We start from the raw sequence: 25,161 nt of genomic DNA, 5'->3' as shown, positions 1-25,161 counted from the left end.
CTTCGGCAGTCCCGGGGGCGCGACCGGCACGGGGGACCGGTCGGGCCCCATCAGGGGTTTCATCCCCGCAGGGTGACCGGCACCTCCTGCCAGCCGAACGCGATGAACGACGGCACCTGCCGCAGCTCGCCGTCCTCGCTTGCCAGCCGCAGGCCCGGGAAACGGTCGAACAGCGTGGGCAGCGCGGCCAGCGCCTCCACCCGCGCCAGCGGCGCGCCGATGCAGCGGTGCACTCCGATGCCGAACGACAGATGGTCGTCCGCCGCGCGCGCCGCGTCGAACCGGTCGGCGTTCGGCCCGTAGTGCGCGGGATCCTGCCCGGCTGCGGCGAACGTGGTGATGATCGCGTCCCCGGCCGGGATCGTGACGCCCTCCACCTTCAGGTCCTCCACCGCGAAGCGCAGCGGCAGCGTGGCGATCGACGGGTGCACCCGCATCGTCTCGTCGATCACGCCGTCCCAGCCGATCGCGCCGGAACGCACCGCCGCCAGCTGCTCCGGGTCCCGCAGCAGGGCCACCGCCGCGTTGCCGATGAGATTGACCGTGGTCTCGAAGCCCGCGCCGATCACCAGCAGCAGCGTGTACAGCAGCTCCTCGTCGCTGAGCCGGTCGCCGTCCTCGTCCCGGACCCGGATCAGCTCGGTGGTCATGTCGTCGCCCGGGTGCTCACGCTTGTGGGCGATCAGCCCGCCCAGCACCGTACCGATCCGCTGCTGCGTGAACGCGGCGCGCTCCGGACTCTGGTCGGAGGTGTCCATGAGGTCCCCGACCAGCCGCGCGGTGTCCGCCCGCATCTCCTCGGGCACGCCGAACAGTTCGCAGATGAACCGCAGCGGCAGCGGAAGCGCGAGCCCCGCCCGCAGATCGACGACCCGGCCGTCGGCCCCGGCGCTCTCCAGGGCGTCGAGCAGCTCGGCGGCGATGGCCGCCACACGCGGGCGCATCGCCTCCGTGCGCCGGTGGGTGAAGCTCGGCGCCACCAGCCTGCGCAGCCGCCGGTGATCGGGGCCGTAGGCGGAGAGCATGTTGACCACGCCCACCCAGCCCAGCACCCAGCCCCACGAAGGATGCTCGCCGATCTCCGGCCACAGCCGCCAGTGCTGCCGCGCGTCCTTGCTGACCCGCGGATCGAGGATGAGTTCCTTGAGGACCTCGTAGCCGGTGGGAGCCCAGGCGGGGATGCCGCCGGGCAGCTCGACGGGCACGACCGGGCCCAGCCTGCGCAGCCGGGCGCTCTCACCGGGGATGTCGGCGCCGAACGGGTCGATGGCGATACGGTCGGTCATGGTCACGTCGGCTCTCCTGGCTGGTCGGTGGAGCGGGGGCTGAACCGCACGGTCGGTCGATGACACCGAGTCCCCCTTTCGGATGCCCCAACTTCCCTCGATTACTGAGCGGTTGTCATCCGAGTATGACTGCGCCGACGGGGTGCGGCGGCACCGCGCCGGCTGTGTCCAGGACCGGCTCCGGAGCTGTGCCGCCGTTGCGGCAAACGACGGACGCCATGGGCCGGCGACGGCGCGCCGGGCCGGGGCCCGTCGCCGCCCTGCCTCTAATGGGACCCCCGGGCCCGCGTATGGACGGCCCGCGCCAGGACGGAGGCAGATGCACGAGATGTCCATCGCGCTCGCGGTGATCGGAGAGGTGGAGGCGGCGGCGGAACGGGCCGGCGATGTCACCGCGGTGCGATCCGTGCGGCTCGAGGTGGGCGAACTCGCCGGTGTCGTCCCCGACGCCCTGTCCTTCTCCTTCGAACTGGCCTGCGCCGGCACCGTCCTGGAGGGCGCCGAACTCGTCGTCGGCACGCTGCCCGGCCGGGCCCGCTGCGAGCCGTGCGCGCACGAGTGGGCCGTCGGGATGCCACCCCTGCTGAGCTGCCCGCGATGCGACGGCGGGACCACCGAGCTGCTGTCCGGCCGTGAGCTGCGCATCGCCGACGTGCGCTGGGAGACCGGCCCGACGCCCGAGGCCACCCGCGAACCGATCCTCGAGGAGCGCTGAACCATGTGCCGTGTGGTCGACCTGCAACAGGCCGTGCTCGCCCGGAACGACGAGGCCGCGCGCACCGTGCGCGAGGAGCTCGCGGCCCTGGGCACCACCGTCGTCAATCTGCTCTCCAGTCCGGGCAGTGGCAAGACCGCGCTGCTCGAACACGAACTCACCCTGGCCCGGGAGCGGTCCGTGCCGGTCGCCGCGCTGACCGCCGACCTCGCCACCGAGAACGACGCGGCCCGCCTGGCCCGTTCGGGTGTACCGGTCAAGCAGATCCTCACCGACGGGCTGTGCCACCTGGAGGCCGCGATGCTGGCCCGGCACCTCCAGGGCTGGCTTCCCGATCCCACCCGGCTGCTGTTCGTGGAGAACGTCGGCAACCTCGTCTGCCCGGCCTCCTACGACCTCGGGGAAACGCTCCGGGTCGTCCTCGCCTCGGTGACCGAGGGCGAGGACAAGCCGCTGAAGTACCCCACCGCCTTCGGCCTCGCCCACCTGGTGGTCGTCACCAAGACCGACATCGCCGAGGCCGTCGGCTTCGACGAGGCGGAGTTCCGCGCCAACGTCGAGCGGGTCAATCCCGGGGTGGAGGTGCTGCTCACCTCGGTGCGCCGGGCGGAGGGAACCGGCGCCCTGCTCGACCGGGCGCTGGCGGCGGCGGACGGTGCGCTGCTGCACAGCCCCGTCATGGGCCGTCCCCGGCACGAGCACGCCACCCCCGCCGACGTCACCGTCACCGTCCCGTCCGGCTCGTGAGCATCCTGCCCCCGCCGGCCGGGACCGGCCACCGCACCGCGCTGCGCCGCCGGATCACCGTGCGGGGCGTCGTGCAGGGCGTCGGCTTCCGGCCGTTCGTGCACTCCCTCGCCACCTCCCTCGAACTGACCGGACACGTGACCAACACGCCCGAGGGCGTCGTCGCGGAGATCGAGGGCGCGCCGGAGGCCGTCGCCCGGTTCTGCGCCCGCATCGCCCAGGACGCGCCGCCCCTGGCCCGCGTCGACGCGGTCGACCACCAGGAGGTGCCCGCCACCGGCTCCGCCGCGTTCACCATCCTGGCCTCCCGCGCCGACGGCCCGGCCCGGACCCTGGTCCCTCCGGACACCGCGACCTGTGCCGCGTGCCTGCGGGAACTGGCTGACCCCGCCGACCGGCGCCATCGCCATCCGTTCGTGAACTGCACCCACTGCGGACCGCGGTTCACCATCGTCACCGGCCTGCCCTACGACCGGGCGTCCACCACGATGGCCGGGTTCCCGATGTGTCCCGACTGCGCCCGCGAGTACGCCGATCCCACCGACCGGCGCTTCCACGCCCAGCCGGTCGCCTGCCCGGCCTGCGGCCCCCGCCTGCGCCTGCTCGCCGCCGCGGCGGAGCCGGGCGGGACACCGCGGGAGACCGGCACGGCGGACCCGGTCGCCGCCGCCCGGACGCTGCTGGCCGGCGGCGCGATCGTCGCCGTGAAAGGGCTCGGCGGCTACCACCTGGCGTGCGACGCCACCGCCCCGGACGCGGTCGCCCTGCTCCGCCGCCGCAAGGCCCGCGGGGACAAGCCGTTCGCCCTCATGGCCAGGAGCGCCGCCGACATCGAGCACCTCGTCCGGCTCGGCCCCGAGGAACACGCCCTGCTCAGTGGCCCCGCCCGGCCCATCGTGCTGCTGCGCCGACGCAAGGCCGGCGAGGCCTCCGCGCCCCTCCGCCCGGCTCCGGCCGTCGCCCCCGGCAGCCCCGACCTCGGCGTCATGCTGCCGTACACCCCCGTGCACCACCTCCTGCTCGGCCTGCCGGGGGACGCCGAAGGGCCCCGGCTGCTGGTCATGACCAGCGGCAACGTCTCCGGAGAGCCGATCGTCACCGACGACGCGGAGGCACTTGTGCGCCTGGCGCACCTGGCGGACGCCTGGCTCACCCACGACCGGCCGATCCACGTGCCGTGCGACGACTCCGTGGTCCGCGTGTGCGACGGGCGCCCCCTCCTCGTGCGCCGGGCCCGCGGCTACGCGCCCGTGCCGCTGGACCTGCCGGTCCCCGTCCGCCAGGCGCTCGCCGTCGGCGGCGACCTCAAGAACACCTTCTGCCTCGGCGAGGGCCGCCGCGCCTGGCTGTCGGCGCACATCGGCGACATGGACGACCTCGCCACCCAACGGGCCTTCGACCGGGCCGTGACCCAGCTGGAGTCCATCACCCCGGTCCGGCCCGGGCTGCTGGCAGCCGACCGGCACCCCGGCTACCGCTCCGCCGGATGGGCCGAGCGGAACGCGGCGGGCCGGACCGTCGTCCGTGTCCAGCACCACCACGCCCACATCGCCGCCGCGATGGCCGAGAACGGCCTGGACGGCACCCGTCCGGTGCTCGGCGTCGCCTTCGACGGCACGGGCTACGGCGACGACGGGGCGGTGTGGGGCGGGGAGTTCCTGCTCGCGGACTACGACGGCTACACCCGGTTCGCGCACCTCGCCTACGTGCCCCTGCCCGGCGGCGACGCCGCGGTGCACCGGCCCTACCGCATGGCCCTCGCCCATCTGCGCGCGGCCGGGCTCGACTGGTCCGCCCACCTGCCCTGCGTGGCCGCCTGCCCGCGCGACGAGATGGCCGTACTCGCGCGGCAGCTGGAGCGGAACCTCAACTGCGTGCCCACCTCCAGCATGGGACGGCTCTTCGACGCCGTGTCGTCCCTCGCGGGCGTGTGCCACAGGGCCGGATACGAAGCACAGGCGGCCGTCGAGCTGGAGGCCGCCGCGCTGGGCGCCGCCCACGGCGACGGCGACGCCTACGCCTTCGCCCTGCCGGAGCCGCCCGGTGACGGCCCCCTGCGCGCCGATCCGGCACCCGTGCTCGCGGCGATCGTGGACGACCTGAGGGCCGGCGTGCCGACGGCGACGGTCGCGGCCCGTTTCCACCGGGGCGCGGCCGGCCTGGTCCACCGGCTCTGCGTACGCGCCCGGGAGCGGCACGGAGTGGACACGGTCGCCCTCACCGGGGGCGTCTTCCTCAACTCCGTGCTCTCGTCGGCCTGCGCCGCGGCCCTGGACGGCGACGGCTTCACGGTGCTGCGCCATCACCTGGTCCCGCCGGGCGACGGCGGCCTGTCACTCGGCCAGCTCGTGGTGGCCGCCCGCGCCGTCCCCGGAACTCCCGACCGACCCCACAGCCGACCGCACAGCTGAACCCACGGCTGATCCCACAGCGAGGAGAGACCCATGTGCCTTGCCGTACCCGGCAGAGTGCTGGACATCCAGGAACGCGACGGCACCCGGATGGCCGCCGTCGACTTCGGCGGCGTCGTGAAGGACGTGTGCCTCGAGTACCTGCCCGACCTCCAGGTCGGCGAGTACGCGATCGTGCACGTCGGATTCGCGCTCCAGCGCCTCGACGAGGAGTCGGCGCGGCAGACGCTCGAACTCTTCGCCGAACTCGGCATGCTCGAGGAGGAGTTCGGAGACCCCTGGAAAGCGGCCGCGGGCGAGGAGACGCACAAGTGAAGTACATCGACGAGTTCCAGGACCCGAAGCTGGCCCGCCGGCTGCTGGACGAGATCCACGCCACGGTGACCCGGCCCTGGGCCCTGATGGAGGTCTGCGGCGGGCAGACGCACTCCATCATCCGCCACGGCATCGACCAGCTCCTCCCCGAGCAGGTCGAGCTGATCCACGGCCCGGGCTGTCCGGTGTGCGTGACCCCGCTGGAGGTCATCGACAAGGCGCTGGAGATCGCCTCCCGCCCCGAGGTGATCTTCTGCTCCTTCGGCGACATGCTGCGCGTGCCGGGCACCGGACGCGACCTGTTCCAGGTGCGCGCCGAAGGCGGGGACGTCCGGGTGGTCTACTCGCCGCTGGACGCCCTGCGGATCGCCGAGGAGCACCCGGACCGTCAGGTGGTGTTCTTCGGCATCGGCTTCGAGACGACCGCGCCCCCGAACGCGATGACCGTCCACCAGGCCCGCAAGCTGGGCATCCGCAACTTCAGCCTGCTGGTCTCGCACGTCCGGGTCCCGCCCGCCATCGAGGCGATCATGCGCTCCCCGGAGTGCCGGGTGCAGGGTTTCCTGGCCGCCGGGCACGTGTGCACCGTCATGGGCGTCGACGAGTACCCGGAGCTGGCCGAGCGGCACCGCGTCCCGATCGTCGTGACCGGCTTCGAACCCCTGGACATCCTCGAAGGCGTCCGCCGCAGCGTGGCCCAGCTGGAACGCGGCGAGCACCGCGTCGACAACGCCTACGCCCGCGCCGTGCAGGCCGGGGGCAACCCGGCCGCGCGCGCCATGCTCCAGGACGTCTTCGAGGTCACCGACCGGGCCTGGCGGGGCATCGGCGTGATCCCCGACAGCGGCTGGCGGCTGTCCGGCAAGTACCGCGAGTACGACGCCGAGTTCCGCTTCTCCGTCGAGGACATCCAGACCCGCGAACCCGCCGAGTGCCGCAGCGGCGAGGTCCTCCAGGGCCTGATCAAGCCGTACGAGTGCGAGGCGTTCGGCACCCGCTGCACCCCGCGCTCCCCGCTCGGGGCCACCATGGTCTCCAGCGAGGGCGCCTGCGCCGCGTACTACCTCTACCGGCGCCTGGAGACCGACCCCGCCGCCCGGGAGGCGAGCCCCGTTGCCTGACACCACCGACACCCTGGACCTGACCGGCTGGACCTGCCCGGCCCCGCTGCGCGACCAGCCCCGGATCGTGATGGGCCACGGCGGGGGCGGGACGCTCTCCGCCGAACTGGTCGAGCACGTCTTCGCCCCGGCCTTCGGCGGCGCCACCCTGGCCCAGCTGGGCGACGCCGCCACCGTGTCCCTGGGCGGGGCCCGGCTGGCCTTCTCCACCGACTCCTATGTCGTACGGCCCCTGTTCTTCCCCGGCGGCAGCATCGGTGACCTCGCCGTCAACGGCACCGTCAACGACCTCGCCATGAGCGGCGCCCGGGCCGCCTACCTCTCCTGCGGGTTCATCCTGGAGGAGGGCGTGGAGCTGGAGACCGTCTCCCGGGTGGCCGAGGCGCTCGGCACGGCCGCGCGGGCGGCGGGCGTGGAGGTGGCCACCGGCGACACCAAGGTGGTCGAGGCCGGTCACGGCGACGGGATCTACGTCAACACCGCCGGCATCGGTCTCGTGCCCGACGGGGTCGACCTGCGCCCGCAGCGGGTGGTGCCCGGTGACGTGGTGATCGTCAGCGGTCCGGTCGGGGTGCACGGCGTGGCCATCATGAGCGTGCGCGAGGGCCTGGAGTTCGGGGTGGAGATCGTCAGCGACTGCGCGCCGCTGGGCTCCCTGGTCGAGGCCATGCTCGCCGTCACCCCGGATCTGCACGTGCTGCGCGACCCCACCCGTGGCGGTCTCGCGGCCTCCCTCAACGAGATCGCGGCCGCCTCCGGCACCGGTGTCGTCATCACCGAGCGGGAGGTGCCGGTCCCGCCCGCCGTCGCCAACGCCTGCGCGGTGCTGGGTCTCGACCCCTTCTACGTCGCCAACGAGGGCAAACTGGTGGCCTTCGTGCCGCGCGAGCACGCCGACGCCGTCCTGGCCGCGATGCGGGCCCATCCGCTGGGCGCTCAGGCCGCGATCATCGGTGAGGCGGTGGCCGGCCATCCCGGAATGGTGGTGGCCCGCACCGGGCTGGGCGGCACCCGGGTGGTCGACATGCCGATCGGGGAGCAGCTGCCCCGGATCTGCTGACGCGACGCGCCCCGGGCATCGTGTGCTTGTCGGACCGGCGCATCGCCCGATCGGGCGATGGGCTCACCCGGGCCGGTGAGCGCCCGGGGTGCCCGCGTACCACCGGCGCGCGGTGCGCGTTGGCACCGGCATGGACCGACTTCCCTTCGCGCTCCGGCGCTCACGGTGCCCGGAACCCGCGTTCCTCCGGCCCGCCGCACCGGCCGCCGCGCTGCGCACGCGCGAGCCGATCCATGCCCAGCTGGTCTCGGAGTGGCGCGCCGAGGGCCGTACCGTCCCCGCCGGATCCGACGTCCCGGGGCACCGCTGAGGGGTCAGCCGTCGTGTGTCGGCGCCAGGACGGCGAGGGTGCCGTTGGCCTGGCGCAGCGCCAGTTCCAGGGTGGAGGGGAAGTGCAGCGAGCCGGTGCCGTCGGGCGGGATCAGCCACTCCAGGGACCGGGTGGGCCGGTACGGCGGGGGGACGGCCACCCAGGCGCCCTTGGTCGTGTACCGCAGTCCGGAGCCGATCCACCGGCCGGCCGGATCGGGCGGCAGGAAGAAGCCGACCCGGTGGGCCACGGTGTCCACGAGGGTGGGCCCGGGGACGGGCAGCGCGGGCTGCCAGAGCAGATCGAGGGTGAGCAGACCCAGCCGCTCGGGCACGCTGAGCAGGTCCCAGAAACGGCCGGCCTCCAGCAGCGCGACCCCGTCGCCGTGGTCCCACTCCCGTTTGCAGGCCCGGGGGTCCGGCGCGGCGGCGGCGAGCCACTCCACGCTCTGCGTCCACATCGTGTTCATGCGCTGCTCCGGCTGATATCTGGCGCTACGGGGTGACCGCACCCCAAGTCGGCATATGCATGCTGGTAGATATTTCTATGTGGCGGAAGGGGTGGCGCAGCGTGGCGTTTGTGTGACCACCGTGCCAGGAGTGACTCAGGAGTGATTCAGCACGACGGAGTGGCGATCTCCGGCGGCACCGGCTCCGGTGTCAGCAGCAGCATGGTCGCGTCGTCCAGGACGATGCCGCAGTACTGGACGAGATCCGCCCACACCCGGCCGGGCAGCCCGGCCGGATCGCCCTCGGCGAGCGCGCCGAGCCGGTCGCCCAGCGGATAGAACGTGCCGGCGGAGTCCCTGGCCTCCCAGACACCGTCCGAGGCCAGGAACAGCCTGTCGCCAGGCCGCAGTTCCACCGTGGCCTCCTTCGGCGGGTCCAGATCGGTCAGCCCTAGCCCGAGCGGAGCCCCCGGCACGATCTCGACCTCGCGGGCCCGCCCCGCGTGCAGCAGCAGCGGCGCCGGATGACCGCAGGCCACCATGCGCACCGACCGGGCGTCGCAGGAGAACTCCAGGAAGACCGCGGTGGCGAACAGCTCGGCGTGCCGGACCGCCGCCGAGTCCACCCTGAGCCTGCGGTCGAGGCGCGCGGCGACCGACTCCAGATCCGGCTCGTCCAGCACCGCCTCCCGGAACGCCCCCAGCAGGGACACCACGGTCGGTACCGACGCCAGCCCGTGCCCCTGCACGTCCACCATCACCGCCCGCACGCCGTGCCGGCTCATCCGTACGTCGATGAAGTCCCCGCCGACCAGCGTGCCCTGCTGCGCCGCCCGGTACAGGCCCACGCACCCCACCGGCCCCACACGCTCCGGCAACGGGGGCACCACGGCCCGCTGCACGGCCTCGGCGACCGTCCGCTCGGTGACCAGCTGGGCGTCGCGGTGGCTGCGCACATAGGAGACGAACACGCTCAGCAGGGAGACGAAACAGATGGTGAGCAGGTCGGTGTTGCCCGGCCGGTCCAGATTCGCGGCCGGGACGTTCAGCAGCCCGATGGCCAGACCGCCGAGCACGGCGGTCGCCAGCGGCCCGTACGACAGCACGGCCAGCGGGGGGATGGCGCCCAGCATGAAGCCGATGTCGAGCGGACGCGGACTGGCCACCGTGATCGCCGTCACGCCCACGAGCAGCGCCACGGGCAGCACCCGCACCCAGCGCGGCGGCGGCGCTCCCCGCAGCCAGCCGGAGCGGTCCGCATCCCGGCTCGACGGCCGGACGCCCACCCTGCCCACATGCCCACGCTACGCCCGGCCGCCCGCCCGGGCCCGGCAAATCGTTGAACGCCGTACCGAACGGTCCCGCGTGTTTTACGTTTCCACGAATTCCAGGTTTGCCCACACGGTCTCGGCACATCCGTAAGGAGCACGGATTTCCGACGGATTGTGGAGGAACAAGTGGGCATCATCGCCTGGATCCTGATCGGTCTGCTGGCCGGTGCCATCGCCAAACTGCTGCTGCCGGGCAAGGACCCTGGGGGTGTCATCATCACCATGCTGATCGGCATCGCCGGTGGCCTGCTCGGCGGCTGGCTGGGCAAGGTGATCTTCGGAGTCGACTCCATCGACGGCTTCTTCGACCTGTCGACGTGGATCGCCGCGATCGTCGGTTCGCTGATCCTGCTGGTGCTGTACCGGCTCGTCAGCGGCGACCGGCACACACACCGGCACGCATGACACCCACGGTGGGGGCAGGGCTCGGTACGCGAGGGACGCGAGCCCTGCGCACCCGCCCCGGACAGCCGCGGTGTTCAGCCGGCCCGCTCGGGCAGCAGGGCATCGGCCGCGGCGAGTATCTCGGTCAGGCGCAGACCGAAACCGGCGTCGCACGCGTGGGGCCGACCCGTGCGGGCGGCGCCGATCAGCGCGTCCACGGCCCGGCCGAAGGCGGCGAGGGCGCCCTCGGAACTCTCCGGAAGCGCGGTCACCCCGGCGGCCCCCCGCAGTTCGACGCGGGCTCCGGCCGCCCCGGGCGGGGCGGTGAGGCTCAGCGTCAAGGTGCTGGAGGCACCCCCGGCGTGCTCCAGGATCAGATGGGTGGTGTCCCCGGGGCCGTGCGCCGCGGCCGCCACGCGCCGTACGTCGCCCAGGACGGGCAGCAGCACGGACAGGGCGTGCGGTCCGACGTCCCACAGGCCGCCCTTCTCCCGGCGCCACGGTGAGGCCGCGAACGGGCTGTCCGTCGTGAACACCGCGCCGAGCCAGTCCGCCCGTGCGGTGAACCAGTCCGCACGGTCCGCCTGTTCGGCGATCCACGCCTCGGTCTCGGGCTGGAACCGGGTGGTGAGGAAGACCACCGAGGCGACCCCGGCATCCCGTACCGCGTCGACGACCGCCCGGCCCTGCGGCACCGTCGCGGCCAGCGGCTTGTCCAGCAGCAGATGGCATCCGGCGCGGGCCGCACGCTCGGCGAGCGGGGCCTGGACGTCCGGCGGCAGGGCGACGGCGACGGCGTCCACCTCGGCGAACAGGGCGTCCACGTCGTCGTAGGCAAGCGTGCCGTGACGTTCCGCCAGTTCGGCGGCGGCGTCCGCGCGCCGCCCCCACACGCCCACGAGCTCCGCCTTCTCGTGCTCGCTCAGGGCCGGTGCGTGCACCATACGGGCCCATGGGCCGGTGCCGAGCAGTCCGATGCGCATCGCGCCAGCGTCGCACACTCCGGGCTCGTCGGGGAGGGGAGGGGAGGGGAGGACGGGGCCCCAGGGAACGCGGTGCCTCAGGCGGCCGGCCGCTCCGCCGTGGGCCGCCCGCCCGCGATCGCCGTCCGCGCGTGCTCCGCCGGCCCACTGCGCCGGTCGCCCCGGAGCAGACGCAGGTGCCTGCGCCGGCCGGCATGCCGTGGCCCGGCCGGGGCGGAGGTGAGCAGGTGCTCCTCCATCCGGTCCATGACCACCAGCAGGGCGGCCAGCAGCGGCAGCAGCAGTACGGCGACGACGACCACGTCACCCCCTTTTCCGGACAACACACTCCGGGTGCTCGCAACGGGGTCACGGATGCGTGCGGTGCGGGTGAGGGAATGGTGAAGACCCTGCTCCGGCCCGGTGGCCGCACGAAGACCCCCGCCCCGGCTCGCGTGCGACACGATCGCGTCATCTCCACGGCGTGGCGCGCGAGATGGGCATGATCCACGGACTTACGGGCATACGGTGCACAAAACTCTAGAGAGGGGCACCTCGTGCTGGTCCCGGACCCGAAGGCCGTCAGGAAGCTGCTGACCCGCTACGCGACGCTGCGGATCGCTCAGGCCGAGCGGAGCACACCGGCGGTGACACGGGAACTCGAGGACGTGAGTTACACGCTGTGCGTGATGATGGCGACGATGGACATCGCCGAGGCCGTCGCCCGGGCGGACGCCCTGCTGCCGGCGGAGGGGCGGTGGACCGGAACGGACACGGAAGGGGACGGCGCGCTCTCCTTGGCCGTGTGACGGGGGAACCCGTACGCGCACCCGCCCGGATCCTTACACTCGTCAACCGTGCCCATGTTCATGGGCCGTTGTCGGAAAGGCATGTTGACGGGTGTTCCAGGAATCTCCCATTTACGACCGGCTTGTCGCGGAACGCGGCGACATACCCGCGGGGGTACGCAGAGAAGCCGACCGCCTGCGCAGGGAGCTGGAGGTCGTCATGCTGCCACTGCGGTCGCAGGGATACGCGCCCGGCGCCGGTCTGCCGCCGGCCACGGCACCGGCCCCGGCGTGGGAGCGGATGCCGCAGCTGCCGGGGCCCGGATCGCCCTGAGGCGCCGGACACCGCGTGCGGTCCGGCCGGGGCCGCGGCCGGTACGGGTGTGATCAGCGGGCGAACCTCCTCGTCTCGTCCGCCGATGAGCACGGTTCGGCCGTGCCGCACGCCAGCCAGTCGGCGATGCTGCGGGCGATCGGCTGGCCGGTGTCCATCTCCACGAAGCCGAACTGGCCCGACTGGTTGCACTCCAGGAACCACCAGATCCCGTCGGCGTCCTCGGCGAAGTCGAAAGCCCCGTAAGCGAGTTCGGCGTCCTTCAGATATCTGTGGACGGCCTCCGCGACCCGCGGGGGCACATCCACGGGGGCCCAGGGGCCGGCCGACGGGGCGAAACGGACGTCCACGTCGTCCGGGTGCGCGTCCGGGGCCACCGGCTTGCGGGCGGCCAACAGCCGCTCCCCGACGGCGGTGAGCCGGATGTCCGCCCGCTTGGCGACCCGGCGCTGGAGCAGCGTCGGGCCGAAGGCGACGGCCGCGAAGTCGGTGTCCGGGGCGACCCGGCTGGTGGGCACCGCGCGTGGCGGTTCCTGCGGGTGCGCGCCGGAGACCGGCTTGACCACCAGATCCGGGAAGCGCTCGGCGAACTCCCGGGCGGCCTGCGGGAACGTGGTGATCAGCGTGGCCGGCACGGCGAGCCCGCTGCGCTGGGCGGCCCGGAGCTGCCACGGCTTGTGGCGGGCCCGGCGGGCCGCGTCCGGATGGTTCATCCAGCGGGCGTCGGTCGAGCGGAGCATGCCGTACAGCGCCTGGGAGGACTCCTCCGTCAGCCAGTCCGACGGCTGGGCGGCGCGGGCGGCGGCGGCTCCCGGCCTGCGCACCCAGATGGAGCGCAGGCCGTTCATGCTGACCAGCCGGCCCCCGACGGACAGGTGTCCGCGGCAGCCGCCGTGCACGTACTCGCCCGACAGGGCGACGCCACGGGTCAGGTCGGCGGGGTCGAACCGGACCACCGGGACGCCCGACTCGTTGAGCCGGAGGACCACCATGTCGGCGGTCACGTCCTCTTCGGTGGTCAGGATGAGCACGGTCATCTTGCGGGGCCCGGCTCAGTCGTCGAAGTGCGTCTTGGAGCCGGCGGTGGAGGTCGTGGTCCCCAGTGCTCTGAGTGTCGCGTGGTCGGTCGCGGCGATCCGCCCGTCGGGGAAGACGTTCAACTGCAGTCCGGAGTCATACGCGTACGGAGTGGTGACGTCCAACTGCACAGCGGGGCGCGCGTAGTTGAGCGTGAACGGTTGCATGGTCTCTCCCTGTTTCGGCTTCCACCTCCTTATACGAATCGAACGGGTGGTTGGTTTCCTTACTCTCCGTGATCACGGCCGGAAGCTGGGAAAACTGCGGAGCGTTGTTGCGTGAGTGCTGAGATAGCATCCCGCAGGGCGTCAGGTAGAAAGACGGATGTGGAAATGACGGACCAGCCCGATGAGCTGTTCGCGGCGGTCGACTCGCTGCTCGCCGCCGTCGACGGCGGCACCGTGCTGCCCGCCCCGGCGGAACGGGCGCGGCTGCGGGAGGCGGCGGGACTGACCCGGGCCGCCGTGGCCCAGGCCCTCGGCGTACGCGTGCCCAGCATCGAGGCCTGGGAGGCGGGCCGCGCCGAGCCCAGGGGAGAACGCCTCGAGGCCTACCGGCGGCTCCTCGCCGGCCTCGCCGACCGCTACCCGGCCGAGGCCCCGGATTCCGGCCGGGGCGACGCAACTCCCGATGCGGGGCAGCCGCAGCCGCAGCCGTCCGGCGGACACGACACCGAGGCCGGCACGTTGCCGTCCCCCGCGCCCGTCCCGTCCCGCCCCCCGTCGTCCGGGCGCCCGGGCGCCGGGAAGACACCGGCCTCCCGGTCCCGTACTCACGCCGAGCCCGCCCCGGCCGAGCCCGTCGACCCGCGTTTCGCCCACGGACCGCTCGCCGTGGTCGACGTCGCCGACGGTGAGGTGACGGCGTACTGCGTCGGCGGGCTGGTGCTGGACGTGCCCGCGCGGTCGCTCCCGGCGCTGGTGGAGTGGGCGCTCGGCGAGGCGCGGCTCGGGCAGGCACGGCTGCACCGGTCGGGGAAGGACGCCGATCCGCTGGTGGTGCTGACGGCGGCGGCCTGCGAGCGGTACGGGCTGCCCGCCCGGCTCACCGACGAGGAGCGCCTCGCCGGCCGTCTCCCGGAGTCCCACAAGGCGGTCCGGCAGCTGAAGAAGGCCGACTGGCTGCTGACCAGGCGCGGTCTCGGCCCGTGGGCCCGGATCTACCGCCCCGCACAGGGCGGCCGGCGCGCCTGCGTCCAACTGTGCCTCCCTTCCTGGCACGCGCTGGACACCCGGCACTGGGGCGAGGCGGCCACGCTGCCGCCCGCCGACCTCGCCCGCGCCCTCGGCACGTACGCCGCCCGGGTCCTGACGCCGCGCGGCTCCACCGCGGTCACCGGCCTGGAGTTGATGACGGCGCTGCATCCCCCGACCCGCGCGCTCAAGCGGGACGACGGCCAGTGGGTGTCCGCACCGAACCCGGGCGCCCTGACCGAGGCCGTGGACTGTGCCCCGTGCGAGGCCCCCGACGGCCACCCGCTCCTCGCCCACCTCCCGCGCTTCCACCAGCGCACCCCCGCCGAGGTGCTGCGGGAGGAGGCCTACGACTGGGCCCGGCCACTGACCGACGAGGAGTGCATGAAGCCGTACCTCGTCGGCATGGACGTCAACATGGCGTTCGCGGCGGCGGCCAACCGCACGGTCGTGGGTCTCGGCGCGCCGGTCCACCTCCACAACCCCGCCTTCGACCCGTCGCTGCCCGGCTCCTGGCTGGTCGACCTGTCCCATGTCCGGCTCGACCCGCGCCTGCCGAGCCCGTTCACCCCGGACGGCGAGCCGCCCGAGGGCCCGGCCTGGTACGCGACGCCGACCGTGGCGTACGCGCTCGAACTCGGCCACGAGGTAGGCCCGCTGGAGGCCTACGTCCGGCCCGAGCACGGCCCGTACCTGGACGCCTGGTACACCAGGCTGCGCGACGCGTACATCGCCACCATGGCCGAACTCGGCGTCACCACCGGCATGGCGCCCCAGGAGTTCCTGGCCGCGATGGAGATCCACAAGGACCGGGACCCGGAGCTGGCCCTGGTACTGGCGGCGATCAAGGCCACGGTCAAGGGCGGCATCGGCAAGCTGCGCGAGCGCGCCCGCAGCGGCTGGCGGCCGGGCGAGCGCTGGCCCGCGCTGGACCGGCCCACCTGGCGTCCCGACATCCGCGCCGCCGTCATCGCCAAGGCGCGGACCAACATGCACCGCAAGATGCTCGCGGTGGCCCGCGCGACCGGCCGGTACCCCGTGGCGGTCCTCTCCGACTGCGCGGTGTACGCCTCCGACGGCCCCACCCCGCTCGACCTCCTGCCGTACCGGGACGGCAAGCCCCTGCCCGGCGGCTTCCGCATCGGCGTCAGCCCGGGCATGGTCAAGCACGAGGGGACCCAGAGCGTGCTGTGGGCGGAGGGGCTGCGCGAGGAGCACGGCGACCACCTCAACCTGGCCCGCTACATCAAGTCCGGCCGGATCGGCGCGCCGGACGAGGGGGAGTAGCCGGAGACCGGCGGGGCGTCCGGTCAGCCGGCGAGGGCCCGCCGGGCCACCCTGAGGGCCTGCTCCGCGTACCCGCGGCCGAACAGCACCGTGTGCACCAGCAGCGGGAAGAGCTGGTGCAGGCCGACACGGTCCGCCCAGCCGTCGGCGAGGGGGGCCGCCTCCTGGTAGCCGGCCAGGATCCGGTCGAGGTGGGGGCAGCCGAAGAGGTGGAGCATGGCCAGGTCGGTCTCCCGGTGTCCGCCGTGCGCGGCCGGGTCGATGAGGCGGACGTCCCCGTCGGCGCCCCACAGCACATTGCCGTTCCACAGGTCGCCGTGCAGGCGGGCGGGCGGCTCGGCGGGCCCGGCCAGTCCGGGCAGCCGCTCGCAGACCCGCTCGACGACGGCCGCCTCGGCGGAGCGCAGGATTCCGTCGTCGACGGCACGCCGCAGGTACGGCAGCACGCGGTGCTCGGCGTACCAGTGCGGCCAGTCGGCGCCCGCCCTGTTGAGCATGGGGGCGAGCCCGATGTAGGCGTCCTTGGGCCCGTCGGGCGGCGGCGCCCCGAACGCGGGCGCCCCGGCGCGGTGCAGGGCGGCCAGCGCCTGGCCGAAACGCGCCGCGGCCTCGGCGACGGGCGGCCCGGTCGGGATCCGCTCGGTCACCATCCAGTGCTCGTCATGGCCGTGCACGGCGGGCACCCGGACCGCACCGGCGGCGGCCAGCCAGCGCAGTCCGGCCACCTCCGCGGGCACCGCGCGCGGACCGTCCCCGCGTTTGACCACCACCACCGTGCCGCCGTCCAGGGTGACTTCGGCCAGCGCTCCGGACAGCGGACGCCCGTCGGTCACCGGACGCCCGGTGAGCCGGGACGCCACCGCCCCCGGTTCCTCGCTGCTGTCGACCACGGCCCCAGGGTACGGGCCGACCCGACCGGCGAGCGGATCACTCCCGGGTGACGTCCGGGGCGCCGGTCAGGCCCACGGGGTTGCCGGACGGCAGCAGGCCGGCCTCCCGCACGGTCGTGGCCAGCGGCTCGAGAAGACGGGCCAGGCGTTCGGTGGCGTCCTGGCCGAGGACGGCCCACGGCCGTTCCGCGGCGGCGTCGGTCCGCGCCTCGACCGCCTCGTGCTCCGCGGCGCCGGCCGCGGTGAGCGTCCCGTCGGCGGCGAGCAGTCCGTGCTCGCGCAACTCGGCTTCGGCCGCCCGCCATGCCGTCAGGTCCCAGTTGCGGCCCTCGCGCAGGACGGCGCCGTCGGACTCGCCCGCGGCCGACTTCAGCACCATCGCGGCGACCGGCCCGAACCCGTGCCCCACCAGGGCGGCGACATGGCCGTCACCGCGGTGCTCGCGCAGCGTGGTGACGGCCTGCCAGAGCCGCACATGGGGCTCCTTCGGGCGCTCCAGGGCCTGGTTGGCGGCGCCGAGGACCCGGCCCTCGGTGTCGGCGGCCATCGCCGCGGCCCAGGCCAGGTCGGCGGCCTCGGTCAGCTCGGTGGAGGCGACGGCCTCCGGCCCGAACAGCTGCGTCATCGCGGCGTCCACGGCCCGCTCCCGCGCCGCGAGGACCTCGGCCGGGGGCGCGTACCCCCAGGCGTCGGGCAGGGCCCGTTCCACCCGGCTGCGGTGGAAGACGTAGAAGCAGCTGGTGACGACCGCCGGGGGCACCGCGCCGAGCGGTGCGGCCCGCAGCGCGAAGTAGCCCATCCAGAAGCCGCGCATCCCCAGCGCGTCCGTGGTCCGCCGGATGCCGGGCGCGTAGACCAGGTCGTGCACCGGTTCGTACCGTTCCCACATCGCCCGCGACAGTGCCTTGCCCACGGCTTCCTCCCGCTCCCTCCCGGCGCTCGCCGGGCAGCCGAGCCGATTATGACCATTGTCATAGTCGCTGGGGAAGCGCCTGCACGCGTCCGACCGCGTTGCCGGGGAGCTCGGTGAACCACACGGAGCCGTGCGGGCCGTCGGTGAGGCGGAAGGGGACCTTGTCGGCGCCGGCGGGCACCACGAACTCCTCGACGGCGCCGGTCTCCGTCACCCTGCCGATCCGGCCGGACTGCTCGGCGAACCACATCCTCCCGTCGGGGCCGCGGGTGATCCCGCCCGGTCCGCTGTCGGGCTGGGGCAGCGGGAAGCGGGTGACCCGGCCGGTGGGGCCGACGCGGTCCACGGAGTTCGTGCCGGAGGCGGTGACCCACATTCCTCCGGGTCCGGCGGCGATGTCGTCGGGGAAGTCGTCGGCCCCGAGCGGGAATTCGGTGATCCGCCCGGTGAGGTCGATCCGGCCGGCCCTGCCGCCGAGCAGTTCGGTGAACCACAGTGCGCCGTCCGGCGCGGCGGCGATGTTGTAGGGGCAGCCGTCCGGGGTGGGCACGGCGTACTCGGTGATCCGGCCGGCGGTGGTGATGCGCCCGATCCGGTTCGCGCCCGACTCCGTGAACCACAGGGCGCCGTCGGGGCCGGTTGCGATGCCGAGCGGGGCGCTGTCCGCGTGGGGCAGCCGGTACTCGGTGATCCGGCCGGCGGTGGTGATCCGCCCGATCCGGTCCGCCCCCGACTCCGTGAACCACAGGGCGCCGTCGGGCCCGGTCGTGATGCCGAAGGGGGCGCTGCCCGGAGTCGGCGTCGGGTGGTCCGCGACCGTTCCGTCGGCCGTCATCCGTCCGATCCGGTCCGCGCCCGACTGCGCGAACCACAGAGCCCCGTCCGGCCCGGTCGTGATCCCGGACGGGAAGCCGGCTGGGGTGCTGGTGATCGGATACTCCGTCACCTCGCCGACCCCGGCGCGTGCGGGGGAGGCGACGGCCGCCACACCGACCAGGGCGCAGAGGACCGCCGCGAGGGCACGCCGGCCCCCTCGGCGGACAGCCGGCGGTGGCGTGTCGGGCATGACGGCCGGCCCTTTCTCGGCGTGAGCGCGCGGCACGGACCGGCGCCGGCGGCATCCTTGATCTCTTGCCTCACGCTAAGGCGCACCCCACCGCCGTACGAGCCACCGGACCCGGACGGGCGACCCCGGCGCACCGGCGCCTCAGCCGCCCGCGCGGCCGGTGCGGGCGTGCAGCAGTCTGGGCGAGGGCTCGAAGCCGTGGCGGGCGTATGCCGGGATCGCCCGGGGGCTGGAGTGGACGGTGACCCGTTCGAGGCCGAGTTCCCGGGCACGGTCGAGGACCGCGTCGATGAGCCGGCCGCCGAGGCCGTCGTCGCGCTCGCCGGGAACGACGTAGACGCACTGAAGATCGCCGGAGGCCCGCTCCAGGGCATGGGGCGCGGGCACCCGGGGCAGGACCGCCAGCCAGGCCATGCCGATCACGGCCTCGCCACGGAGCAGGACCACGCAGCGGTGCGAGGCGGCGTTCTCCCGCGCCCAGCGCGCGAAGTGCCGCACGAACTCCTCGCGGCCGGTGCTCGGTTCGCCGCCGTTCTCCGAGAGCCACTGCCAGCGGAGCCCGGCGACGGCGGTCAGTTCGCCGGGCTCGGCCGGGCGGATGGTGATGTCGTCCACCCGTGCATTGTGCTGTGGTCCGTCAAGTCCTGGACGGTGATGGCGAGTTCCTGGTCGGTGAACGCGGTGTAGGACGGGTTGACGTCGCTCTCCCCGCCCCGGCCGTCGCAGCCGCGGTCGGGGTTGAACATCAGGTACGTGCCGGACGAGCAGCTGATCCACATCTCGGCGTCGCCGCCGAGCACCAGGCTGCCGGAGAGGTTGGCGCCGCCCTGCACGATCGCGTTGTCCTTGACCACGACGTTGCCGCTGACCGTGGCGCCCGAGTTGACCCAGGACAGGCCCTCGATGCGGGCGTTGCCGGTCACGGTCGAGTTGCCGAAGACCGCGGCGCGCGGGCCGACGTAGACGCTGGAGGCGACGTTGGCGCTGTTGTCGACCCAGCCGCCGCCGTTGGAGTGCCAGTGGCCGCCGCCGGTCGCGGCCGGCTTCTGGTACCCCGACTCGTACCCGGAGGGCGTGGCACCGCTGATCCGGAACTCGTACGGGTAGCGGTAGTTCTTGGTGTAGCCGTCGAGGTAGGCGTAGTGGTGCACGGTGCTCGGGGTGCCGGTGACGACGAGGTAGACCTGCTTCTCGCCCGGCTGGGTCTGGAAGGTGAGCTGGCCGTCGGGGCTGCTGGAGACGGCTCCGTACCGGGGGGTCCCGCTGCCGTTCACGGCGACGAACCCGTACGACCAGCCCGACCCGGCCGCCGCGTTGACGTGCCCCTTGAAGTGCAGCTTGATCAGCGCGCCGTCACTGGAGGGGACCAGCTTGATCTTGTTGTAGCCGTAGTCCGAGGGAGCGAGGGCGTCCGGGATCGCGTAGTGGCCGGCCGACTGGTTCACCGCGTTCACCGGGACCCCGTTGTAGGCGTTGATGAACCCCGCGCCGTACACGTTGTTGATGAACGGCATGAGGTGAGAGCGGTTGGAGTAGTCGTACATCACCTGGTGCTGGGCGTACTCGGCGATCCGGGTGCCCAGCTGGGCCTGGGTCAGGTTGCTGATGCGCCGGTAGGTCTCCAACGGGTGTTCGGTGTTCTTCGCCTGGTTCCAGATGTTGGTGAAGGTCTGCATCCCGCCGTACTTGTCGACGAGGTACTGGATCAGCATCCAGTTGCCGTAGTGGTGGCGGCTGGAGGAGTACGCCAGGTTCTCGGTGCGCAGGAACCGGGTCAGGTCGCCCGCGCCGCCGTCCGGGTACACCTGCATGGCCATGTACTCGGCGCTGGTCTCCCAGAAGGTGCCCGCCGAGGCGTCGGTGAGCCCGGCGTCCCCGCCCTTGCCGAGGAAGGTGTAGTTCTGGAAGACGTGGCCGAGTTCGTGGGCCAGTCCCCAGGAGCCGGGCAGCGCGGCGCCGGGGGCGATGTTGATCACGCCCACCTTGCCGTCGGCCGAGCCGCCGGAGGCCCACTCGTCCAGGGCGGTGCGGTTCCAGGTGCGGGTGATGATGACGTCGATCTTGTACTGGGCGAGGAGTCCGGATTCCGGGGTGAACTTCATCGAGTTCACGTAGAACGCGTACAGGCTCTCCAGCTGGCTGAGGATGTTGTCCGGATCGAACCGGTAGTCGGCGGCGGCGTTCTTCGGATCGGTGCCCGACTTCTCGCCCCACAACAGGACGAAGTCCGCCGACTCCTTGGTGCGGTTCTGCGCCCACGGCACTTCGCCCGTGGCGGCCCAACTCGGCGGGATGTAGACGCTCTTGGCCGCCGCCACGGCCGGGGCGGTCCGGGGCGCGCCGTCGGCCGGGCGCGCCGAGGCGGGCGCCACGGACAGGGCGGCGCCGAGGGCCCAGACCGCGAGGACGACGCATATGCGTCGTGAGCATGTCAATAACAGATGTACCAGGGTTCCAAGGCTCTCCATGGCTTGGGTGCTCTCTGTTCGACGAAACGGCTCTGCTCCGCATCCCTGGCGGAGTCGCGCCATGGTGCCATGGGAGCGCTCCCGCGACCAGCTCCGTGCGGCCCTCCGGGTGTCATTGACATCAGGAGACAGTCCTCTACCGTAGTGATCCGCACAGCATGTCGCACAGCCTTCGATATTTCGAACATCGCCAGTGGGGTGGGGACGGGACTCGCCGCGCCACATCCCCGACATGCGGAGGACTTTCGTGACCCCACCTCTCGGCAGACGGTCGTTCCTCACCGCGGCCGGAGCCACCGCGGCCGCCCTCACCGTCACCGACGGCCCCGCCGCCCAGGCCGCGCCCCGCCCGACCGGCGCCCACCGACCCTCGGCCGCCGCACTGGTGCGGCCCTTCCCCCTCATCGCGGTGACCCTGCTGACGGGCCCGTTCAAGGACAACCAGAGCCGCAACACCGCCTATCTGCGCTTCGTCGACATCGACCGGCTGCTGCACACCTTCCGGCGCAACGTCGGCCTGCCCAGCACCGCCCAGCCCTGCGGCGGCTGGGAGGGACCGGACGTCGAACTGCGCGGCCACTCCACCGGCCACCTCCTGTCGGGCCTCGCCCTCACCTACGCGGCCACGGGGGACACCGCCGTGCGCGACAAGGGCCGCAAGCTGGTCGCCGCGCTCGCCGCCTGCCAGGCCGCCTCCCCGGCCGCGGGGTACGGCAAGGGCTATCTGTCGGCCTTCCCGGAGAGCTTCTTCGACCGGCTGGAGGCCGGTACGGGGGTGTGGGCCCCCTACTACACCCTGCACAAGATCATGGCGGGGCTGGTCGACCAGTACCGGCTGGCCGGGAACGAGCAGGCCCTCGACGTGGTCCTCCGCAAGGGGGAGTGGGTCGGCCAGCGCACGGCGAAGCTCAGTCACGAGCAGATGCAGCGGGTGCTGGAGACCGAGTTCGGCGGCATGAACGACGTCCTCGCCGATCTGCACGCCATCACCGGTGACGCCGTCTGGCTGGAGGTCGCCGAGCGCTTCACGCACGCCCGCGTCTTCGACCCCCTCGCGGCGAACGAGGACCGGCTGGCCGGGCTGCACGCCAACACCCAGATACCGAAGATGGTCGGGGCGATGCGCCTGTGGCAGGAGGGACTGCCCGACCGCTACCGCACGATCGCCCAGAACTTCTGGAGAATCGTCACCGGCCACCACACCTACGTCATCGGCGGCAACAGCAACGGCGAGGCGTTCCACGAACCCGATGTCATCGCCGGTCAGCTGTCCGACAGCACCTGCGAGAACTGCAACAGCTACAACATGCTCAAGCTGACCAGGCTGCTGCACTTCCACGCCCCGGACCGCACCGACCTGCTCGACTACTACGAGCGCACCCTGTTCAACCAGATGCTCGGCGAGCAGGACCCGGGCTCCGCGCACGGCTTCAACATCTACTACACCGGTCTGGCCCCCGGCTCCTTCAAGCAGCAGCCGTCCTTCATGGGCACGGACCCGAACGCCTACTCCACCGACTACGACAACTTCTCCTGCGACCACGGCACCGGCATGGAGACCCAGGCCAAGTTCGCCGACACCGTCTACACGCACGACGACCGGCGGCTGCTGGTCAACCTGTTCATCCCCTCCCAGGTCACCTGGCAGGAGAAGGGCATCACCTGGCAGCAGACCACCACCCTGCCCGACTCCTCGTCCACCGTGCTCACGGTCACCGCCGGAGGCGCCGCCCACCAGCTGCTGATCCGCATCCCCGCCTGGGCCTCCGGCGCCCGTGCCAAGCTCAACGGCCGTACCCTGCCGGACCGTCCGGCGGCGGGCAGCCGGCTGACCATCGACCGCACCTGGCGCCGCGGCGACCGGGTCGAGGTCACGCTGCCGATGCGGACGACCGTCGAGGCCACGCCCGACGATCCCGACGTCAAGGCCGTCCTGTACGGCCCGGTGGTCCTGGCCGGCGCCTACGGCGACCGCGCCAACCCGTGGATGCCGCACCTGGACACCGCCTCGATCCGGCAGGCCGCGACGAACCCGCTGCGGCTGACCGCGAGCGCGGACGGCGAGACGGTCACGCTGCTGCCCGTCGCCCGCGTCCACCACCAGCACTACAGCGTCTACTGGCAGACCGGCGAACCGACGCCCCCGCCACCCGAGTTCGCGGCCTGGCACCGCTTCGACGAGACCTCCGGCACGACGGCCTCGGACGCCACCGGAAACGGCAAGGCCGCCACCCTCGCCGGGGGAGCCGGCTGGACGCAGGGCCGCAGCGGCGGAGCCGTCGCCCTGGACGGCACGGACGGCCATGTCGCCCTCGCCGACGACCTGCTGGCGGGCGCCTCCGCCTACTCGGTGGCGACCTGGGTGAAGCTCTCGGGCCAACCCGCCGCCTGGACCCGCGTCTTCGACTTCGGCACGGGCGTCACCGCGAACATGTTCCTGACGCCGCTGAGCGACGCCGGCACCCTCCGGTACGCCATCACCGCGGGCGGCGGGGGAGCGGAGCAGCGCATCGACGCCGCCCCGCTGCCCACCGACCGCTGGGTGCACGTGGCCGTGACGTACGGCGCCGGGACCGCCGTGCTCTACGTCGACGGCAAGGAGGCCGGCCGCAACTCCGCGGTCACCGTCGAACCCCGCTACTTCGGCAACCACATCCGGGCCGCGTACATCGGCAGGTCCCAGTACTCCGACCCGTACCTGAAGGCGGCCGTCGACGACTTCCGCGTCCACGGCAGGACGCTCACCCCGGCCGAGGTGGCGGCGCTGGCCTCCGGTTCATGACGCGACCGTCGCCTTCCGCGGCGCCGTACGGTGTGCCCGCCGGGCCTGCTCCCCGCCGCGCGCCCGGCGTACGGCGAACGGCGCCGCGAGCCCGGTCAGGGCGAACATCGCCCCCACGGCGTACCACCCTGGGCGGCCCCAGCCGATGCACAGCGAGATGAGCAGACCGGGACCGAGGGCCTCGGCGAGCCCGGCGCCGAGGCCGAACACGCCCAGGTACTGACCGGTGGCGTGGGCCGGGGAGAGCGCGAAGGAGATCTCGAACCCGGCGGCGGAGTACCACAGTTCGCCGATCGTGTGGATCACCACCGCGGTCAGCAGCACCGTCACGGCCACCCAGGCCGGGACTCCCTTCGACAGCGGGATCAGCGCGCACGCGAGGAGGAAGGCCAGCCCCGCCCGGCGGTAGGCGAGCCCGCCCGCCGCGGGGGAGGTGACCGAGCGGCTCGCGCGTACCTGGAGGGCGACGACGAGGACGGTGCCGGTGAGCATGGTGGCCGAGACCAGCCAGTGCGGGGCGGTGGTGTCCCGCACCAGCCAGAGCGGAACGGCGACGGTCAGCACCTTGAACTGGATGGCCATCAGCCCGTCGAGGGAGGTGAGCAGGAGGTACGGCCGGTCCCTCAGAGCGAGCCGGCGCGGGCCGCCGCCGGCCGGGACGGGTGCGACCGGCGGGAGGAGGACCAGGAGGGCCGCGGCGGCCGCACAGGCGACCGCCGTGCCGAGGACCATGAGCCGGTAGGCGGTGAGGGTGCCGACCTGGACGGCCCAGCCCGCCAGCAGGGCCCCGAAGGAGACGCCGACGTTGGTCACGGCACGCAGATAGGCCCGGAACTCCTGCGGCCGGTCCCCGCCGTGGTGCCGGATGAGCGGACCGCGCGCGGCGACCCCGGCGGCCTTCGCCCCGGTGGCGGCGCTGACCGCGAGGACGAACGGCCAGAACCCGGTCGCCGGTACGAAGGCGACCGTGGCCAGCGCCTGGACGACCAGCGTGACGGCGTAGACGCCGCGCGCCCCGCCCCGGTCCGCGAGGTGCCCCACGGCGATGCCCAGGAACAGCGAGAGAAGACCGGCGACGGCGAGCCCGAGGCCCACCTGCCCGGCCGGAAGGCGGGCGGCCTCGGTGAAGTACAGGACTCCGGCGGTCAGATACAGACCGCTGCCCACCGTGTAGACGAAGTTCGAGACGGCGAGGACGCGTCGGGGGCCGGAGTCCGGCAGCAATCGGGGCATGACGAGGCTCCGCGTCAGAGGTCGGCGGTAAGGACCGGTC

The 25,161-nt window shown here is 73.3% G+C and carries 25 protein-coding genes; 12 read left to right on the top strand and 13 right to left on the bottom strand.

From position 1 onward, the window contains the following. Nucleotides 1-59: 59 nt before the first annotated feature. Nucleotides 60-1,292 (bottom strand): cytochrome P450, encoded by a 1,233-nt coding sequence (locus ABZ915_RS25190; RefSeq protein WP_361807251.1) that lies wholly within the window; start codon nucleotides 1,290-1,292, stop codon nucleotides 60-62. A gap of 313 nt (nucleotides 1,293-1,605) precedes the next feature. Between ABZ915_RS25190 and ABZ915_RS25185 the strand changes: the two genes are divergently transcribed. The 7 genes from ABZ915_RS25185 to ABZ915_RS25155 all read left to right on the top strand — a co-directional run bounded on the left by ABZ915_RS25185 (nucleotide 1,606) and on the right by ABZ915_RS25155 (nucleotide 7,965). Continuing rightward, complete coding sequence (locus tag ABZ915_RS25185; protein ID WP_361807248.1) at nucleotides 1,606-2,001, top strand: hydrogenase maturation nickel metallochaperone HypA; 396 nt, start codon at nucleotides 1,606-1,608, stop codon at nucleotides 1,999-2,001. 3 nt (nucleotides 2,002-2,004) lie between these two features. Further along, entirely contained in the window at nucleotides 2,005-2,748 is a 744-nt protein-coding gene (hypB, locus tag ABZ915_RS25180) for a hydrogenase nickel incorporation protein HypB (RefSeq protein ID WP_361807245.1), read from the top strand. Further along, the gene (gene hypF, locus ABZ915_RS25175; RefSeq protein ID WP_361807242.1) at nucleotides 2,745-5,159 is read left to right on the top strand and encodes a carbamoyltransferase HypF; all 2,415 of its coding nucleotides are present in this window, start codon (nucleotides 2,745-2,747) and stop codon (nucleotides 5,157-5,159) included. The genes hypB and hypF overlap by 4 nt, the downstream gene beginning before the upstream one ends. Before the next feature lie 33 nt (nucleotides 5,160-5,192). Then, nucleotides 5,193-5,474, top strand: a complete 282-nt coding sequence (locus ABZ915_RS25170; RefSeq protein WP_361807239.1) for a HypC/HybG/HupF family hydrogenase formation chaperone — start codon at nucleotides 5,193-5,195, stop codon at nucleotides 5,472-5,474. Then, a complete protein-coding gene (gene hypD / locus ABZ915_RS25165; protein WP_361807236.1) occupies nucleotides 5,471-6,595 on the top strand; it encodes a hydrogenase formation protein HypD in 1,125 nt (374 codons plus the stop codon). The genes ABZ915_RS25170 and hypD overlap by 4 nt, the downstream gene beginning before the upstream one ends. 70 nt (nucleotides 6,596-6,665) lie before the next feature. Then, complete coding sequence (gene hypE / locus ABZ915_RS25160) at nucleotides 6,666-7,655, top strand: hydrogenase expression/formation protein HypE (protein WP_361807431.1); 990 nt, start codon at nucleotides 6,666-6,668, stop codon at nucleotides 7,653-7,655. 130 nt (nucleotides 7,656-7,785) lie between these two features. Next, nucleotides 7,786-7,965: a hypothetical protein gene (locus tag ABZ915_RS25155; protein ID WP_361807233.1), complete on the top strand. Its 180-nt coding sequence runs from the start codon at nucleotides 7,786-7,788 to the stop codon at nucleotides 7,963-7,965. A gap of 4 nt (nucleotides 7,966-7,969) precedes the next feature. On the opposite strand, the gene ABZ915_RS25150 is transcribed toward ABZ915_RS25155, so the two are convergent. Together ABZ915_RS25150 and ABZ915_RS25145 are read right to left on the bottom strand one after the other, a co-directional pair. Beyond that, on the bottom strand, nucleotides 7,970-8,425 hold the full coding sequence (locus ABZ915_RS25150; RefSeq protein WP_361807428.1) for a hypothetical protein: 456 nt from the start codon (nucleotides 8,423-8,425) through the stop codon (nucleotides 7,970-7,972). Nucleotides 8,426-8,580: 155 nt separating this feature from the next. Further along, the gene (locus ABZ915_RS25145) at nucleotides 8,581-9,708 is read right to left on the bottom strand and encodes a PP2C family protein-serine/threonine phosphatase (RefSeq protein ID WP_361807230.1); all 1,128 of its coding nucleotides are present in this window, start codon (nucleotides 9,706-9,708) and stop codon (nucleotides 8,581-8,583) included. Between the two features lie 162 nt (nucleotides 9,709-9,870). Here ABZ915_RS25145 and ABZ915_RS25140 point away from each other — a divergent pair, with 162 nt between their 5' ends. Continuing rightward, nucleotides 9,871-10,149, top strand: coding sequence for a GlsB/YeaQ/YmgE family stress response membrane protein (locus ABZ915_RS25140; RefSeq protein ID WP_361807227.1), 279 nt, complete (start codon nucleotides 9,871-9,873; stop codon nucleotides 10,147-10,149). Nucleotides 10,150-10,223: 74 nt separating this feature from the next. On the opposite strand, the gene ABZ915_RS25135 is transcribed toward ABZ915_RS25140, so the two are convergent. After that, a complete protein-coding gene (locus ABZ915_RS25135) occupies nucleotides 10,224-11,111 on the bottom strand; it encodes a Gfo/Idh/MocA family oxidoreductase (protein ID WP_361807225.1) in 888 nt (295 codons plus the stop codon). A 77-nt stretch (nucleotides 11,112-11,188) separates the two neighbouring features. Next, complete coding sequence (locus tag ABZ915_RS25130) at nucleotides 11,189-11,413, bottom strand: hypothetical protein (protein ID WP_361807222.1); 225 nt, start codon at nucleotides 11,411-11,413, stop codon at nucleotides 11,189-11,191. A 234-nt stretch (nucleotides 11,414-11,647) separates the two neighbouring features. Here ABZ915_RS25130 and ABZ915_RS25125 point away from each other — a divergent pair, with 234 nt between their 5' ends. Both ABZ915_RS25125 and ABZ915_RS25120 read left to right on the top strand, forming a co-directional pair. Beyond that, a complete protein-coding gene (locus tag ABZ915_RS25125; RefSeq protein ID WP_361807219.1) occupies nucleotides 11,648-11,899 on the top strand; it encodes a DUF5133 domain-containing protein in 252 nt (83 codons plus the stop codon). A gap of 91 nt (nucleotides 11,900-11,990) precedes the next feature. After that, nucleotides 11,991-12,212, top strand: coding sequence for a hypothetical protein (locus ABZ915_RS25120; RefSeq protein WP_361807216.1), 222 nt, complete (start codon nucleotides 11,991-11,993; stop codon nucleotides 12,210-12,212). Nucleotides 12,213-12,265: 53 nt separating this feature from the next. Here ABZ915_RS25120 and tgmB read toward each other — a convergent pair whose 3' ends face one another. Then, on the bottom strand, nucleotides 12,266-13,249 hold the full coding sequence (tgmB, locus tag ABZ915_RS25115; RefSeq protein ID WP_361807213.1) for an ATP-grasp ribosomal peptide maturase: 984 nt from the start codon (nucleotides 13,247-13,249) through the stop codon (nucleotides 12,266-12,268). Between the two features lie 15 nt (nucleotides 13,250-13,264). Further along, complete coding sequence (gene tgmA / locus ABZ915_RS25110; RefSeq protein WP_132853957.1) at nucleotides 13,265-13,456, bottom strand: putative ATP-grasp-modified RiPP; 192 nt, start codon at nucleotides 13,454-13,456, stop codon at nucleotides 13,265-13,267. Nucleotides 13,457-13,621: 165 nt separating this feature from the next. On the opposite strand from tgmA, the gene ABZ915_RS25105 reads away from it, so the two are divergent. Then, nucleotides 13,622-15,769: a helix-turn-helix domain-containing protein gene (locus tag ABZ915_RS25105; RefSeq protein WP_361807210.1), complete on the top strand. Its 2,148-nt coding sequence runs from the start codon at nucleotides 13,622-13,624 to the stop codon at nucleotides 15,767-15,769. A gap of 23 nt (nucleotides 15,770-15,792) precedes the next feature. Here the strand turns inward: ABZ915_RS25105 and ABZ915_RS25100 are convergent, their stop codons facing one another. The 5 genes from ABZ915_RS25100 to ABZ915_RS25080 all read right to left on the bottom strand — a co-directional run bounded on the left by ABZ915_RS25100 (nucleotide 15,793) and on the right by ABZ915_RS25080 (nucleotide 21,073). Next, a complete protein-coding gene (locus ABZ915_RS25100) occupies nucleotides 15,793-16,659 on the bottom strand; it encodes a fructosamine kinase family protein (protein WP_361807207.1) in 867 nt (288 codons plus the stop codon). Nucleotides 16,660-16,696: 37 nt separating this feature from the next. Beyond that, complete coding sequence (locus ABZ915_RS25095) at nucleotides 16,697-17,572, bottom strand: hypothetical protein (RefSeq protein WP_361807204.1); 876 nt, start codon at nucleotides 17,570-17,572, stop codon at nucleotides 16,697-16,699. Between the two features lie 58 nt (nucleotides 17,573-17,630). Further along, nucleotides 17,631-18,638 (bottom strand): hypothetical protein, encoded by a 1,008-nt coding sequence (locus tag ABZ915_RS25090; protein ID WP_361807201.1) that lies wholly within the window; start codon nucleotides 18,636-18,638, stop codon nucleotides 17,631-17,633. A gap of 141 nt (nucleotides 18,639-18,779) precedes the next feature. After that, on the bottom strand, nucleotides 18,780-19,253 hold the full coding sequence (locus tag ABZ915_RS25085; protein WP_361807198.1) for a GNAT family N-acetyltransferase: 474 nt from the start codon (nucleotides 19,251-19,253) through the stop codon (nucleotides 18,780-18,782). Next, entirely contained in the window at nucleotides 19,211-21,073 is a 1,863-nt protein-coding gene (locus tag ABZ915_RS25080; protein ID WP_361807195.1) for a DUF6055 domain-containing protein, read from the bottom strand. The genes ABZ915_RS25085 and ABZ915_RS25080 overlap by 43 nt, the downstream gene beginning before the upstream one ends. A 280-nt stretch (nucleotides 21,074-21,353) precedes the next feature. Here ABZ915_RS25080 and ABZ915_RS25075 point away from each other — a divergent pair, with 280 nt between their 5' ends. Next, nucleotides 21,354-23,888, top strand: a complete 2,535-nt coding sequence (locus ABZ915_RS25075; protein WP_361807192.1) for a beta-L-arabinofuranosidase domain-containing protein — start codon at nucleotides 21,354-21,356, stop codon at nucleotides 23,886-23,888. Here ABZ915_RS25075 and ABZ915_RS25070 read toward each other — a convergent pair. Beyond that, entirely contained in the window at nucleotides 23,883-25,121 is a 1,239-nt protein-coding gene (locus tag ABZ915_RS25070) for an MFS transporter (RefSeq protein WP_361807189.1), read from the bottom strand. The genes ABZ915_RS25075 and ABZ915_RS25070 overlap by 6 nt on opposite strands. Nucleotides 25,122-25,161: the final 40 nt, after the last annotated feature.

The organism is Streptomyces sp. NPDC046915, assembly GCF_040644935.1.
In the GTDB taxonomy this organism is placed as follows: domain Bacteria; phylum Actinomycetota; class Actinomycetes; order Streptomycetales; family Streptomycetaceae; genus Streptomyces.
This window is presented reverse-complemented; position numbering and strand designations above follow the sequence as displayed.